Raw genomic sequence first — 15,057 nt, forward strand, 5'->3', positions numbered from 1 at the left:
GATGAGAAAAAACGAATATTCGGACTACCGGAGCGTTATTGCCGATTCCTGGGACCGCTGCATTGCCTGGGGCCTTGATCACGACCATGAGCCAACACCGCTGGTGCCGGAGTCTGCCAGGCTGGAAGAAATAAACCGCCAATACAGCGAATTGCTCTCGGTAACCGAAGCTGAGGTTCTGCCCTACTACCGGAATGTACTTTCCAACAGCCGCTGCCTCATTCTGCTCGCCGATCAGCACGCCACGGTATTGAACAGCTGGGGCGATGAGCGCATTACCGAGACACGGCTGAAACCCTGGTTCCAGACCGGCGCAAACTGGCAGGAGCAGAACTGCGGCACCAACGCCATTGGCACCTCTATTGCTGTCGGTGCTCCTGTTCAGATTCAGCGAAACGAACATTTCCTGAAAACGAACCGAAGCATTATTGGTTCTGCGGCACCGATTTTCGATGCCCACAGGCAGATTGCCGGTGTTCTCAGCGTGTTCAGCGATGCCTACCTGCCCCAGGCCCACACCCTGGGCATGGTTCGCCTGCTTTCCCAATCCGTGGAAAACCGACTCATCAACCGTCAGTTCGGCCCCGATCATTTCCAGATCACCCTGAATACCACGGCGGATAACTTCGATAGCCCCTGGTCGGGGATTCTGGTGTGCGATGATTCCGGACGGGTCATTGCGAGTAACCAGCGAGCAGACCAGTTGCTGGGGATCAATACCGTGGAGGCCCGTCTGGATGAACTCTTCAACGGCCGTCGGAATCACATTCTTGGCCATCCTGAAACCGAAAACCTGCAACTGACCACCCGCAGCAAGGTGCGACTGAGCGCCCGGATCAAGCGCCCTACCCGGGTTGTCGACAACAGCGCCCAAAATGATCCGTTGCCACTCCCTGACGAGGGCAAGCATACCGATGAATTGCTGGGTATCGACAATCTCGAATACGGTGATTCAGCCGTAAAGCGATGTGCGACACAGAGTCTCAAAGTGCTGCAGCGGGGGCTACCGGTACTCATCACCGGCGAGACCGGGGTCGGCAAGGAAGTTCTGGTCAAGGCGCTTCATCGGGCATCGCCGCGCAAGGATCAACCACTGGTGGCGGTTAACTGTGCGGCCATTCCCCCGGAACTGGTCGAATCGGAATTATTCGGTTACGAAGCGGGGGCCTTCACAGGCGCGCGGGCGCAAGGTTCACTGGGTTTTATCCGAAAGGCCCATAAAGGCATTCTGTTTCTGGACGAGATTGGCGAAATGCCCCTTTCGGCCCAATCAAGGCTGCTACGGGTACTCCAGGAGCGGCTGGTTACTCCGGTCGGCTCTACCGACAGCGTCCCTGTTGATATTCTGCTGGTCACGGCGACCAACCGACCACTGGGCACACGGATCGAAAGCGGTCATTTCAGGGCAGACCTCTATTACCGGATCAACGGGCTATGCGTGGAACTCCCTGCCCTTCGGGACCGCGCCGACAGATTGCTGCTGATACAAACCATCTATTCCCGTCACCGTGATCCGGGGCAATCAGAACAGCTGTCTCCCAAGGTACTCTCGGCCCTGGAAAACCACCCGTGGCCGGGTAACATCCGCCAACTGGTCAACGTGCTGCGGGTGGCTATCGCCATTGCCGACGGGGAGGACGTGCAGGTGTGGCATTTGCCGGAAGACTTCCTTGCTGAATTCGAGAACAGCTCGGGCGAGGAATCCGATCAGAATATCCCGCAGCCATCCGTACCGGGCATTGAAGCGGAACCCGAGGATACACTCGCCAGAACGCTGAGGGTCTATCACAAGTGCACAGGCAATGTATCCCAGGCCGCAAGAGAACTGGCAGTCAGCCGTAACACGCTATACAAGCGTCTGCGGGAACTTGGGGTTCGATAAAACCCATCCCCGCAGAAGCCTGGTGTCAGAGCTTTTGAACCGCCTGGAACCAGCCATCGTAGAGCGCGTCCCGCTTCTCTTTCGTCATGACGGGCTCGAAACTCCGGTCACATCGCCATAGTTCGGAAAGCTCTTCGAGAGAGCCATAGACACCCGCCTTGAGGCCAGCCAGATAGGCAGCACCCAATGCCGTGGTTTCAACCAGCGACGGGCGATCCACGCGGGCGCCGAGAATGTCGGCCAGAAACTGAAGTACCCAGTTATTGGCCACCATGCCGCCATCAACCCTCAGGTTGACCGGCCGAATCCCGTCTTTTTCCATGGCCTTTTGCAGGTCCTTGGTTTGATAGCAAACAGATTGCAGGCCCGCCGTGACAATCTCCTTGATGCCGGTATCGCGGGTAAGACCGAAGATGGCGCCCCGTGCATTGGGGTCCCAGTACGGCGCACCCAACCCGGTAAAAGCCGGTACCAGATAAACACCGTGGTCGACGGGCGTCCCCTCCGCCAGCGGTTCTGTCTCACAGGCATCGCGAATAAGCTGAAGGCCGTCCCGCAGCCATTGAATGGTGGCGCCGGCAATAAAAATACTACCCTCCAGGGCGTAGGTTGGCTTGCCGTTAACCCGGTAGGCCACCGTCGTAAGCAAGCGGTGCTCCGATTGCAGAGCCTTGTCGCCGGTATTGAGCATCAGGAAGCAGCCAGTGCCATAGGTGCTCTTCGCCATGCCAATGCCGAAACAGGTCTGGCCAAACAGGGCCGCCTGTTGATCGCCGGCCACGCCCAGCACAGAGGCACCGTTGAGTGCCCCACCCTCGGTGATCTGCCCGAACTGATCGGCGGAATCCATCACCTCCGGTAGCAGCGATTCGGGAATACCAAATAGCTCCAGAAGCTCCGGATCCCATTTCTGGTTGTGGATGTTGAACAGCATCGTGCGGCTGGCATTGGTGGCGTCTGTGCGATGCTCTCGACCGCCGGTCAATCGCCACAACAAAAAGCTGTCGACGGTACCGAACGCGAGCTCCCCGCGCTCCGCCCGCTCCCTCACTCCGGAGACATTTTCCAGAATCCAGCGAATCTTGGTGGCCGAAAAATAGGGATCAATGAGCAGGCCGGTCTTGCTGTTGACCCAGGTTTCGAGCCCTTCACTTTTCAGGGACTCGCAATAGGAGGCCGTCCGCCGATCCTGCCAGACAATGGCGTTGTAGACGGGCTCTCCGGTTTTGCGATCCCAGACTACGGTGGTCTCGCGTTGGTTGGTAATACCTACAGCAACCACTTCACCGCGATCACCGCACTCTTCGGCCATTACGGCGTTGCACGTTTGCTGAACCGATGACCATAGGTCTTCCGGATTGTGCTCAACCCAGCCACTGGCCGGGAAATGTTGCGGAAACTCTTGCTGGCGGGTGGCGTGTATGTTGCCCTGCAGGTCAAAGAGTATGGCACGGGAACTGGTGGTCCCCTGATCAATGGAAAGTATGTACTGGCTCATAATGTTCGACCTCGGTTTCTTATTTTTTCGTATTTTTACCTTTTTGAACATAAATGCCAAGCGGTTTTCACGGCAAGCGCGCATATTACCAGCCAAACCTTTTAAAAAAGCTGCATAACCCGCTGAAAACTACTAAACTTTAAGACTGTTTTCGGACGCACAGTATTTCGCATGAGAAAAATGACAGAGCGGAGGAGATTTTAATGGCACAGCGTCGCCGACAGGATCTGATTATGGAGCTGATCCAGCAGAACGGTTTCGTCACCACCGAACAGCTGGTAGACCAGTTCAAGGTAACGCCCCAGACCATCCGCCGCGATCTGAATGAACTCGCCAAGCAGAAAAAGCTCCGCAGACACCATGGCGGAGCGGGCATTGATTCCAGCACAGTCAATACCGCTTACCAGGCCCGCAAGATCATGGATCTGGAAGCCAAGGAAAGAATTGCCGAGGCGCTGGTAGAGTTGATTCCGGACAATTCCTCCATGTTCATCAACATCGGCACCACCACCGAGACCATCGCCAAGGCCCTGCTGGAAAAAAACAACCTGCAGATCGTTACCAACAACCTCCATGTCGCGTCCATTCTCTCGGCCAAGGAAGATTTCCACGTAATCATTGCGGGCGGCGAAGTCCGTAACCGGGATGGCGGGATTGTCGGTGAAGCCACCCGGGATTTCATCAACCAGTTCAAGATGGACTTCGGCATCATTGGCATAAGCGGTATTCACAACGACGGCTCTCTCCTGGACTTCGATTACCGTGAGGTCCGCGTGGCCCAGGCAATTATTGCCAACTCCAACCAGGTTCTTCTGGCAGCCGACCATTCCAAGTTCGGACGCAATGCCATGGTTCGTCTGGGAAGCATTTCCCAGGCTGATCACGTCTTCACCGACCAGCAACCTCCCGTGGAAATCCGCCAGCTGCTGACCGAACACAACGTACAGCTTCATATCGTCTGATTATTTTTCGCTTCCCTCTCTATCCGAAAACGTGATCGCCTCCTCCTTTTCGTTTTTTTTCTATTTTTTCCTTTACGAATATAAAAGCCTTTCGCATAATAGTGTCATATCGCATGTTGAACATTGAAAAGTGCGCATGACAACAAAGCGTCTTTTCCATTGGCGTCAGGAGATGACCAACAATGACTTTGGAGCACGAACAGTTTGACGTTATTGTCGTTGGCGGTGGAGTCAACGGCACCGGCATTGCCATGGATGCAGCCGGGAGAGGCCTGAAAGTCCTCCTTTGCGAAATGAATGACCTCGCGTCAGCCACGTCATCCAGCAGCAGCAAGCTGATACACGGCGGGCTGCGCTATCTGGAACACTATGAATTCCGACTGGTCCGGGAGGCCTTGGCGGAGCGCGAATCACTGCTTCGCAATTCCCCACACATCATGTGGCCAATGCGCTTTCGGCTACCGCACCGACCGCACCTGCGCCCGGCCTGGATGATTCGCACCGGCCTCTTTCTCTACGACCACCTGGCGAAACGGGAAATCCTTCCGGGCTCACGCTCCATCAAGTTCGGTGAGAACGATCCGCTGAAACCGGATATCACCAAGGGATTCGAGTACTCGGACGGCTGGGTCGACGATGCTCGCCTGGTGGTTCTGACTGCGAAAAAAGCACAGCAGTTTGGCGCGCAAATATGCACCCGCACCAAATGCGTCAAGGCCGAACAGGGCACCCATGAGTGGAAAGTTACCCTGCGGGACATGACCGATGAAACCGAAAGGACGGTATCAGCCAAGGCCATTGTGAATGCTTCTGGCCCCTGGGTAAGCAAGTTATTCGGTGAAACCCTGTCGATGCCGGCGCCGAAAATGATTCGCATGGTCAAAGGCAGCCATATTGTGGTTCCCAGACTCAACAAGGGTACCGAAGCGTACATCCTTCAGAATGAAGACGAGCGGATCGTGTTTGTTATTCCCTACGAGGATGAATTCTCGCTGGTGGGCACCACCGATGTCGATTACGAAGGTGACCCCAAGAAAGCAAAAATTTCACCAGAAGAAACCGACTATCTGCTCAACATCGTGAACTCCCATTTCAAGCGGCAGCTTGAACCCTCGGATGTGATCTGGTCCTACTCCGGCGTGCGCCCTCTAATGGACGACGAGCAGGAAAATGCCCAGAAGGCATCTCGGGACTACTCCTTCGAGGTCAATAGTGAGAAAGGCAAGGCGCCACTGATTTCGGTATTTGGAGGCAAGATTACCACCTACCGCAAGCTGGCCGAGGCTGCCACCGACAAACTGTGCCAGTTCTTTCCCGAGGCCGGCGGGCGCTGGACCAAAACCGGAGTTTTACCTGGCGGTGACTTTGCCAACCACGAGGCGCTTGAAGAGAAACTCAGGCGAGACTTCCCCTGGCTTTCCGAGAAGGTGATCAGCCGCTACGTGCGTACCTATGGTACCACCAGCTATGACATTCTCCGGGACTGCCACTCGATGGACGATCTGGGCATCCATTTCGCCGGAACCCTTTACCAGCGGGAAGTCGAGCATCTGATCAAGAACGAATGGGCCATGACGTCGGAGGACATTCTCTGGCGCCGGACCAAACAGGGGCTTTACGCCAGCGACTCGGATGTTGAAGCCCTGGAACGTTTTCTGATGAAAGCTGTCAGTACCGATAATCGCAAGACCGCTCTCCACCACAGCGCCTGAAGCTCTCTCAGGCATCCTTGCTCCGGCCGGATTCTATCCGCCCGGAGCTTTTTTACGCCGGAGTACACGGACAGGGGGAGGGCTTTCCCAAAACACGCTGTAAATACGTCCCTGTAGGCTCGGCTCCGCCATCCCTGGCTCCGCACGGTTTTGGGAATGCCCTCCCCCTGTCCTCGGCAACTTCGTGTATCAACTCCCACAAAAAAAGGTTGAGGGGTAAACCTCAACCTTTTGTGCTCCCACTTTCGAGGGTGCTTGCCTCCGTTCGAGACGATCAGAATGTCAGTTGCGAACCAAAGATGATCGCATCGTATTCACCCTGCCCGTCACGGGTACCCAGTGTTGTGTATTCCGCCATCAGGGTCAGGTGGTCTGTCGCCGCGTAGCGAGCGAAGAGCATGGTCAGATCGGTGTCGTCACCGTCACCGGCGATGAAGTCATCCTCGCCTTCACCGTAGCTGACACCCAATGTGGTCCGGTTGATCTGGTAAGTCGTCTCAACATACCACTGGCTGGCATCTTCCTCGTTCGGGTCCAGGCGAGCGGCAAACACTCCGTTGCCTGTACCCTGGGTCATGCCGTAGTTGCCTCGAACAGACAGGCCACCAAAAGAGATGGAACCGCCGAAGTCGATACCGGACATGGTGTAGCTATCAAAAGCACCGGTTTTCGAGTCCACGTCCTGGGTGAAGCCACTGGACCATAGGGAGAAATTGTTGCCGGAGTACACCACGTTCGCTTCGATCCGGGGCATAGTGTATTCAGCGTCTGCCGCCGCCGGAAAATCTGCTTCACTGACCTTCGACGGACTGAACAAACCTACCTTGAACTGAAGCCCGCCCAAGCTGTTGGAGGTGTACATCACACGGGGTGTGAAGTTGGCATAGAAGTAGCCGTTGCCAATGCGCCCGGCCGTTGCCGCCACCTGGTCCGGGCCACCGATCAGACCAACGCCCAGAGCACTGCCGTTATCACCAATAGCAGGCACCCCATATATCCCGAAGCCCTTACCAATATTTACCTTACCGAAATCGCCGGCCACGGCAATCTCGGAGACCCGGCTGCGAAAATCGGCATTGGCATCACCGGGCGCAATATTGGCGTTCATCTGGAAATGGCCGGACACTTCCAGACCATTTTGGGTCGGTGCATAAATGTTGGTTTGCAGCGTTGCCGGGTTGAAACCGGTCGTGATGGTAAACGAGTCTTCGTCCGTTGGTTGGTCATAATTGCCGAACACCGCAAAGATCGGAATGTGGCCATTAAAGCCCGCTTTCCACCCGTTATCAGATTCAAAGGACACCTCCGCCAGGGCTGGCGAGCAGACCCCTGCCGCCAGCAGCAGGGAGGCTGCCAATGGGGCCTTCCGGAAAGAACGGTTGTTGGACGACACAAAGACATTGTTATTTTCGATCATGTTAGCTTCCTGTTTTTGTTAGCGCTGAACTGTCGAAGCCACCTGAAACGCTTTGCCCAAGGACATAGCTGCGGCGAAACGCCTGGCGACTGACTTCGTTAACGAACCGTCTGGTTTTCGCATTGCGCCATATCGGTTCGAAACAGAATAAATTTAGCGCTGAAAATTGCAAATGGAAAGTTTATGATCGAAAAAATTTTCGTTTAGACCACCTTAAGAAGGCTTTAGAAATAGGCATAAATGGTTAACCAACTGTTTTTAATGCACTTAAGTCACCCTTCACCCTAAATAAAATTTTTCGTTGACGAACTTTCTAACGAACCATATGATCTTAAATTGTACGAAAAGCAACAAAAACAAGAGGCGATCATGAACAAATACCCGTTGCTAGTCGGCCTGATACTACTGGTGAGCCAACCGGTAATCGCGGGCCCTCTCTTCGACTCACTTTCCAATGAGAAGCGATCGCTTATCCGCACACTGATCCAGGACCACTTCCCGGATTCGACCCTATCGGAAGACGAACAGGCTGAAGAACTCGCCTGGTTTACACATGCCGCCGCGGAGCTCCAGGGAACATCGATATCGGTTCTCTCCGAACAATTACCGACCCATGACTACGAGGCAGAGGTACTGGCACCCGCGTTTTCAATGCTGACGGGGATTCCGGTAATCCATGACAGGAAGCCCGAAGGCGAGGTGATTCGCCAGATCAACCTTCAGCGCATCATGGCGGCCAAGGGGCGGTACGACGCATTTGTGAATGACTCGGACATGATTGGCACCCATTCCCGCAGCGGCTGGGCTCTGGCGCTGAGCGATTATATGGAAGGTGCAGGGAAGGCATTTACACTGCCGACCCTGGCACTGGAAGATTTCATTGGCCTGGAGTTCGTCACTGGCCCCGACGGCAAGATCTACCAGCTACCCGATCAGCAGTTCGCCAACCTGTACTGGTTCCGTTACGACTGGTTCCAGCGCCCCGAACTGAGGGCCCAATTCAGGGAGCGCTACGGCTACGAGCTTGGCGTGCCCGTCAACTGGTCCGCATATGAGGACATCGCAGAATTTTTCTCGGTTCACGTGCAGGAGATCGATGGCGAACGTGTCTACGGGCACATGGACTACGGCAAGCGGGACCCATCTCTGGGATGGCGTTTCACCGATGCCTGGTTCTCCATGGCAGGCGCGGGTGATCAGGGGATTCCCAACGGATTACCGGTCGATGAATGGGGCATTCGTATGGAGGGCTGCCATCCTGTTGGCTCTTCCGTCAGTCGTGGCGGCGCCACCAACAGTCCGGCAGCGGTCTATGCGCTGGAAAAATACATAGACTGGTTGCAGCGCTTCGCTCCTCCGGAGGCGGCAAACATGACCTTCTCGGAAGCCGGTCCCGTGCCGGCCCGGGGGCAGGTCGCACAGCAAATTTTCTGGTACACCGCTTTTACCTCCGATATGACAAAAGAGGGGTTGCCCGTCGTGAACGAAGACGGCACTCCGAAATGGCGGATGGCGCCCTCCCCTCGCGGCGCCTACTGGCAGGAGGGTATGAAGCTCGGATATCAGGACGTGGGCGCCTGGACCATCCCGCGAGCCATGGGGGCGGACCAGCAGAAAGCAGCGTGGCTTTATGCCCAGTTCACCGTCTCGCGCACCGTGTCACTCCAGAAGACCCTCTACGGTCTGACACCCATCCGGCTTTCAGACCTGGAATCGCCGCAAATGCAGGCAAAAGCGCCAACTCTGGGAGGCCTTGTCGAGTTCTACCGTAGCCCAGCTAGAACCGCCTGGTCGCCCACTGGAGTGAACGTGCCAGACTACCCCAGGTTGGCCAAGCTATGGTGGCCAAACATCGCCGATGCGGTAACGGGGAAAATGAGCCCACAGCAGGCGCTCGATAACCTGGCTGCAGCACAGGACCGGGCGCTGTCAGTCATTGAGCGTAATTTCCTGGCAGGTAATTGCGGCCCTAAAATGGCAGATGAAGGAAAGCTAAAGGGCGAGGATTGGTGGCTGGCCCAACCCGGTGCGCCCAAACCTCGCCTGAGCAATGAGAAACCCCAGGGCAAAACCATCCGTTACGAGGACCTGCTCAGGCAGTGGGACATCGCGGGCAACTGAACAAGCTCCCGGCCTCAATCGGGCTCAAGAAGCCTGGCAATTCTGCGCTGAAGTTCGGGCACAACCTCGCTTTCAAACCAGGGATTCCGACGCAACCAGAGGTTATTTCTCGGGCTGGGGTGAGGCATGGGCAGAACTTCCGGCCAATATTCCCGCCAATGCTGGACATTGGCCGTGACGGATTTACGACAGTCGGCCAGGTGCCAGGCATGGGCATATTGGCCGATGACCAGAGTCAACCCGATATGCCGCAGACGATCCAGCAACAGGTTGCGCCAGGCCGGCGCGCACTCCGGACGCGGCGGAAGATCCCCGGACTTACCGGTACCCGGATAGCAAAACCCCATGGGCAGGATGGCGAGCTTCTGCTCGTCGTAGAAGGTATCCCGGGTTACTCCCATCCATTGTCGAAGCCGATCGCCGCTGGGATCATTGAAGGGCAAGCCGGTTTCGTGCACTCGCCTGCCCGGCGCCTGCCCGACCACCAGAATTCGAGCGCTTTCCGATATCTGGATGACCGGCCTTGGGCCACGTGGAAGAACGTCCGCACAAATCGTACACGCCCGCACGCGCCGAACCAGATCGTCGAAGGGAAGCCGGGAAAGATCTTCAGTCATGGGTGTTCCGTCATAAGGGCGATTGCATATACGGGCATTTCCCGTAACGATAGAGGCACAATCACGACACAACAAGTCTCGAAGGACACACCATGAATGCCAAAGCAGGCCCTCTTCCTCTGCCGGAAATTGATGTCGAGGAGTTCAGGAAAGTCGTACGCACGCGCCGCTCCATCAGGCGCTTCACCGATGAGCCGATTCCCGAGATGGTGCTTGAGGATTGTATGGAGTTGGCAACCCTGGCGCCCAATTCCAGCAACCTCCAGCCCTGGGAATTTTTCGTCGTCCGCACGCCGGAGCTGAAGGCAAAGCTTGCCCACGCCTGCCTTGGACAGAATGCCGCGAAAACCGCCGCTGCGCTGATCGTGGTGGTTGCCCGACCGGATAGCTGGCGAGATCACGCCCGGCAAGCCCTTGAAGACTGGCCGGAAGAAAAACTGCCACCGATCGTTGAAAAGTACTACCGCAAAGTCGCCCCCATCCACTACAACCAGGGCCCCTTCGGGATTCTGGGGTTAGCGAAGAAAGCGGCAGGCCTTGCCGTGGGAATCACTCGGCCTGTGCCCCGGGGGCCCTACTCCACCTGCGAGATGAAAATCTGGGCCACCAAGTCCACAGCCCTGGCGGCCCAGAACCTGATGCTTGCACTCAGGGCCCACGGCTATGATTCCTGCCCCATGGAGGGTTTTGACGAGTATCGTGTCAAGAAACTGCTCAACCTGCCCGAGAAAGGACTGGTGACCATGGTGCTGGCCGCCGGCCGACGGGCAGAAAACGGCGTTTACAACCGGCAATACCGTTTTGATCAGAGCCAGCTGGTTCACTACCTCTGATCCCGCGACGGCAATCCGGCTTCATACCTCCGGATTGCCCAGCGCCTCAGCGGCTCCCAGCAGCCCGGTGTAGGGCTCGGTGACCACAAAGACCGGCGTGAACTCCAGCAGCGGTCGCATTCTGCCTTTATCCTCAAAGCCGTTCCGAAAGGGACTTTCCAGAAAGAAATCGAGAAAACGGGGCAGGATTCCGCCGCACAGATAGACGCCGCCAGTGCTACCCAGGGTCAGAACCCCGTTACCGGCTACACGACCGAGGATTTCACAGAAGTGGCGAAGCGTGTGTCGAGCCAGGCTGTCGGTGTTTTCCACTGCAGCCGCGGTGATTTTTTCCGGCGCATCCAATGGGGCGGCCACGCCCTGAATTTCGGCATGGGCCTGATACAGATTCAGCAGGCCCTGACCACAAAGGATACGCTCTACGGACACCCGCCCAAATCGGGCCTTGAGAATCCGCAGCACCGCCATTTCGGTATCGTCCGTGGGGGCGAAATCCACGTGGCCACCTTCGGTCATTAACGGCACCCAACCGTGCTCAATGGGCACCAGACCTGAAACGCCGAGCCCGGTTCCGGGGCCCATCACCAGCCGGGGTCGACGGCTGTCACCCGGCCCACCACATACATGCACCAGGTGTTCGTCCGGAACATGGGGAACGCCGAGCGCCATGGCGGTAAAGTCATTGATCACCTTGAATCTGGACCAGCCGAACTGCGACCGGACCTCTTCGATATCAAAGCGCCAGTGATTGTTGGTCATGCGAACCTGGGTACCGCGAACCGGTGAGGCAACGGCCAGACAGGCTCCATCTACCTCTGAAACTCCGACCCGGACCAGGTAATCCCGCACAGCTTCATCGAGATTGGTGTATTCCCCGCAGGGCAGAATCTCGATGGCCCCGGGTTGCACGCTGCCCTGTTCTACCAGGGCGAAACGCGCATTGGTCCCGCCGATATCACCGACCAGTGAGTAATGTGTTGCTGTCATGCCTCATGATTCCAGAAAAAGCTGGCCCCTTCCTCGGGATTGCTGGCAGCGCGGCGCATCCAGCCAAACAACTCCCGACCGTAGCCATGATGATACCCGGTCAGGTCGGCTTTTTCAGAGTCCCGGCCGGCGAACTCCTGTTCATCCACGCGGATGGCAAGCACACCGCTTTCGGCATCAAGGCAGACCGTATCGCCATTCTTGACCTTGGCCAGCGGGCCACCATCCAGCGCCTCCGGGTATACATGGATCGCCGCGGGCACCTTGCCCGACGCGCCGGACATACGGCCATCAGTCACCAGGCCCACCTTGAACCCGCGATCCTGCAACACGCCAAGGTAAGGGGTAAGCTTGTGCAGCTCTGGCATGCCATTACTCTTGGGCCCCTGGAAACGCACGATCACAACGCAATCCCTGTCCAGGTCGCCAGCCTCAAAGGCTGCCTTGAGCTCGTTCTGGTCATTGAATACAACAGCCGGCGCTTCAACTTTCCGATGCTCCGGGGCAACGGCAGAGACCTTGATAACGCCCCGGCCAAGATTGCCATCGAGCACCCTCAGCCCCCCATCGGGAGCAAACGGCTCGGCAACCGGGCTGAGCACATCCGGCCGAAGGCTTTTCTCCGGCGCCGGCTTCCAAACCAGCTTCTCATCCACCAGCTCCGGCATCTCGGTATAGCGCTCAAGGCCATAGCCAACCACCGTGTTCACGTCATTGTGCAGGTACCCGCCGCTCAGCAGCTCCCGAATCAGGAACGGGGTACCGCCAGCCTCGTGGAATGCATTCACATCTTCCTGCCCGTTGGGGTAAATCCGGGTCATGGAGGGGACCACGGAGGAAAGCTCGGCGTAGTCGTTCCAGTCGATAATGATCCCTGCCGCCCGGGCAATAGCGATCCAGTGAATGGTGTGATTGGTGGAACCACCTGTGACCAGCAGCGCTACCAGAGCATTGACGATACTCTTCTCATCCACCATATCGCCGAGACCGAGCTCGCCACCGTGGGGCTTGGACAGCCTGATTACCTGCTCGGTCGCGGCCCGGGTAAGCTCGTCGCGCAGCGGAGTATTGGGATTTACAAAAGCTGACCCGGGCAAATGCAGCCCCATGACTTCTACCAGCAGCTGGTTGCTGTTGGCGGTGCCATAAAAGGTACAGGTGCCCGGACTGTGATAGGACTTGCTCTCGGCCTCCAGCAATTCCTCCTTGCCAACCTTGCCCTCGGCGTAAAGCTGACGAATCCGCTGCTTTTCCTTGTTAGGCAGCCCTGAAGGCATGGGGCCTGCCGGAACCAGAATGGTAGGCAGATAGCCAAAGCTCAGCGAGCCGATAAGCAGGCCGGGCACAATCTTATCGCAAATGCCCAGTAGCAGCGTGGCATCGAACATATTGTGACTCAGGGCCACGGCGGTGCTCATGGCGATGGTGTCCCGGGAAAACAGGCTCAGCTCCATACCTGGCTGGCCCTGGGTTACACCATCGCACATGGCGGGCGTGCCACCGGCCACCTGCGCCACGGATCCCATGCCCCGGGCTGCCTCCCGAATAAGATCCGGGAACTTTTCGTAGGGTTGGTGGGCCGAAAGCATATCGTTATAGGCCGTTACCATGGCCACGTTGGCCTTGTTCATGAACTTCAGGGTGTCTTTGTCGCCCTGATTACAGGCCGCAAAACCGTGGGCCAGATTGCCGCAGGACAGAGAACTCCGGTGCGGGGATTGGGCTTTGAGAGCATTCATGCGGTCCAGGTAGTCCTGCCGCGTGGGGCGACTGCGCTCGATGATTCTCTGGGTAACCTTGTCTACGGTCGGGTGCATGGTGGGCTCCATTGCATAATTTATTAGAGTGGTCGTCTTTAGACGTAATTTTACTTCCTTTTTTTGGCATTTCCACCGTTGAATCGTTCATTTCTTCTTTTTTTGTTGTTATATTTACTACATTGCAGAGGTTAAACGAACAAAAATCGACCATCCAAGGAGTCAGACGATGACAATCCGTATCGCAATCAACGGTTTTGGCCGCATCGGTCGCAATGTTCTCAGAGCATTGTATGAAAATAACTACCGGAGCCAGCTCCAGGTTGTCGCCATCAACGACCTTGGCGACGCCGAAACCAACGCCCATCTGCTCAAGTATGACAGCGTTCACGGTCGATTTGATGCCGACGTCAGTCACGACGCAGAATCCCTGACCGTTAACGGGGACCGGATTGCCATTACCGCTCTCCGCAACCCCGAGGAACTGCCCTGGAAAGACCACCGCGTTGATGTTGTTTTCGAGTGCACCGGCCTCTTCACCAAACGCGACAAGGCGGCTGCACACCTGACGGCCGGCGCCCGCAAGGTTATCATCTCGGCTCCCAGCCCGGACGCCGATGCCATGGTGGTATACGGCGTGAACCACGAAACACTGACCGCCGACCACGACATCATCTCCAATGCGTCCTGCACCACTAACTGCCTGGCGCCGGTGGTTGAAGCCCTGCACAAGACCATTGGCATCGAGAGTGGCCTGATGACCACCATCCACTCCTACACCAACGATCAGAAGCTGAGCGACGTTTACCATTCCGACCTCTATCGGGCACGCTCAGCCACCCAGTCAATGATCCCAACCAAGACCGGCGCCGCTGCCGCCATTGGCAAGGTCATTCCGGAGCTTGACGGTAAACTGGATGGCCTGGCGGTTCGCGTTCCCACCATCAATGTGTCACTGGTGGATTTCGGCTTCATTGCCAACCGAGAGACAACCGTGGAGGAAGTCAACCAAGCGGTCAAAGCAGCCGCCGAGCAGAATCCGGTTCTCGGCTATAATGTTGAGAAACTGGTGAGCGTGGATTTCAATCACAACGCACTCTCCAGCATCTTTGACGCCAACCACACCCGGGTTCTGGGCCGTCACGTAAAGGTCATGGCCTGGTACGACAATGAATGGGGTTTCTCGAACCGCATGCTGGATAATGCCCTCGCCCTGATCAAGGCACGCCAGTAAATCTGGCCGGCCCGGCTGAATCCACTACCCTGTTCGA

General features: G+C 56.8%; 11 protein-coding genes. 6 read left to right on the plus strand and 5 right to left on the minus strand.

Annotated elements, in window-relative coordinates; genetic code table 11:
- Position 1 precedes the first annotated feature (1 nt).
- A complete protein-coding gene (locus QZ534_RS02520; protein WP_296931100.1) occupies positions 2–1,882 on the plus strand; it encodes a sigma-54-dependent Fis family transcriptional regulator in 1,881 nt (626 codons plus the stop codon).
- A 25-nt stretch (positions 1,883–1,907) separates the two neighbouring features.
- Here QZ534_RS02520 and glpK read toward each other — a convergent pair whose 3' ends face one another.
- Positions 1,908–3,380 carry a glycerol kinase GlpK gene (glpK, locus tag QZ534_RS02525; RefSeq protein WP_296931101.1) on the minus strand — a complete coding sequence of 491 codons (1,473 nt, stop codon included), beginning with the start codon at positions 3,378–3,380 and terminating at the stop codon, positions 1,908–1,910.
- Between the two features lie 203 nt (positions 3,381–3,583).
- Here glpK and QZ534_RS02530 point away from each other — a divergent pair, with 203 nt between their 5' ends.
- Entirely contained in the window at positions 3,584–4,342 is a 759-nt protein-coding gene (locus tag QZ534_RS02530) for a DeoR/GlpR family transcriptional regulator (RefSeq protein ID WP_053112348.1), read from the plus strand.
- Between the two features lie 182 nt (positions 4,343–4,524).
- Positions 4,525–6,054, plus strand: a complete 1,530-nt coding sequence (gene glpD / locus QZ534_RS02535) for a glycerol-3-phosphate dehydrogenase (protein WP_296931103.1) — start codon at positions 4,525–4,527, stop codon at positions 6,052–6,054.
- A 274-nt stretch (positions 6,055–6,328) separates the two neighbouring features.
- Here the strand turns inward: glpD and QZ534_RS02540 are convergent, their stop codons facing one another.
- Positions 6,329–7,471, minus strand: coding sequence for a porin (locus QZ534_RS02540; RefSeq protein ID WP_296931105.1), 1,143 nt, complete (start codon positions 7,469–7,471; stop codon positions 6,329–6,331).
- 369 nt (positions 7,472–7,840) lie between these two features.
- Here QZ534_RS02540 and QZ534_RS02545 point away from each other — a divergent pair, with 369 nt between their 5' ends.
- Positions 7,841–9,592, plus strand: coding sequence for an ABC transporter substrate-binding protein (locus tag QZ534_RS02545; RefSeq protein WP_296931107.1), 1,752 nt, complete (start codon positions 7,841–7,843; stop codon positions 9,590–9,592).
- Between the two features lie 14 nt (positions 9,593–9,606).
- Here the strand turns inward: QZ534_RS02545 and QZ534_RS02550 are convergent, their stop codons facing one another.
- A complete protein-coding gene (locus tag QZ534_RS02550) occupies positions 9,607–10,209 on the minus strand; it encodes a uracil-DNA glycosylase family protein (protein WP_296931109.1) in 603 nt (200 codons plus the stop codon).
- A gap of 92 nt (positions 10,210–10,301) precedes the next feature.
- Between QZ534_RS02550 and QZ534_RS02555 the strand changes: the two genes are divergently transcribed.
- Positions 10,302–11,042, plus strand: a complete 741-nt coding sequence (locus tag QZ534_RS02555) for a nitroreductase family protein (RefSeq protein WP_296931110.1) — start codon at positions 10,302–10,304, stop codon at positions 11,040–11,042.
- Positions 11,043–11,063: 21 nt separating this feature from the next.
- Here QZ534_RS02555 and glk read toward each other — a convergent pair whose 3' ends face one another.
- Positions 11,064–12,029: a glucokinase gene (glk, locus tag QZ534_RS02560; RefSeq protein WP_296931111.1), complete on the minus strand. Its 966-nt coding sequence runs from the start codon at positions 12,027–12,029 to the stop codon at positions 11,064–11,066.
- The gene (gene edd, locus QZ534_RS02565; RefSeq protein WP_296931113.1) at positions 12,026–13,846 is read right to left on the minus strand and encodes a phosphogluconate dehydratase; all 1,821 of its coding nucleotides are present in this window, start codon (positions 13,844–13,846) and stop codon (positions 12,026–12,028) included. The genes glk and edd overlap by 4 nt, the downstream gene beginning before the upstream one ends.
- A 169-nt stretch (positions 13,847–14,015) precedes the next feature.
- Between edd and gap the strand changes: the two genes are divergently transcribed.
- Entirely contained in the window at positions 14,016–15,020 is a 1,005-nt protein-coding gene (gene gap / locus QZ534_RS02570) for a type I glyceraldehyde-3-phosphate dehydrogenase (protein WP_296931115.1), read from the plus strand.
- Positions 15,021–15,057 lie beyond the last annotated feature (37 nt).

This window comes from uncultured Marinobacter sp. (assembly GCF_913055835.1).
In the GTDB taxonomy this organism is placed as follows: domain Bacteria; phylum Pseudomonadota; class Gammaproteobacteria; order Pseudomonadales; family Oleiphilaceae; genus Marinobacter.

Bases quoted from the DNA above. Each gene is read 5' to 3' on its own strand.
- QZ534_RS02520 (WP_296931100.1), top strand. From the start codon at position 2: ATGAGAAAAAACGAATATTCGGACTACCGGAGCGTTATTGCCGATTCC.
- glpK (WP_296931101.1), bottom strand. From the start codon at position 3,380: ATGAGCCAGTACATACTTTCCATTGATCAGGGGACCACCAGTTCCCGT.
- QZ534_RS02530 (WP_053112348.1), top strand. From the start codon at position 3,584: ATGGCACAGCGTCGCCGACAGGATCTGATTATGGAGCTGATCCAGCAG.
- glpD (WP_296931103.1), top strand. From the start codon at position 4,525: ATGACTTTGGAGCACGAACAGTTTGACGTTATTGTCGTTGGCGGTGGA.
- QZ534_RS02540 (WP_296931105.1), bottom strand. From the start codon at position 7,471: ATGATCGAAAATAACAATGTCTTTGTGTCGTCCAACAACCGTTCTTTC.
- QZ534_RS02545 (WP_296931107.1), top strand. From the start codon at position 7,841: ATGAACAAATACCCGTTGCTAGTCGGCCTGATACTACTGGTGAGCCAA.
- QZ534_RS02550 (WP_296931109.1), bottom strand. From the start codon at position 10,209: ATGACTGAAGATCTTTCCCGGCTTCCCTTCGACGATCTGGTTCGGCGC.
- QZ534_RS02555 (WP_296931110.1), top strand. From the start codon at position 10,302: ATGAATGCCAAAGCAGGCCCTCTTCCTCTGCCGGAAATTGATGTCGAG.
- glk (WP_296931111.1), bottom strand. From the start codon at position 12,029: ATGACAGCAACACATTACTCACTGGTCGGTGATATCGGCGGGACCAAT.
- edd (WP_296931113.1), bottom strand. From the start codon at position 13,846: ATGCACCCGACCGTAGACAAGGTTACCCAGAGAATCATCGAGCGCAGT.
- gap (WP_296931115.1), top strand. From the start codon at position 14,016: ATGACAATCCGTATCGCAATCAACGGTTTTGGCCGCATCGGTCGCAAT.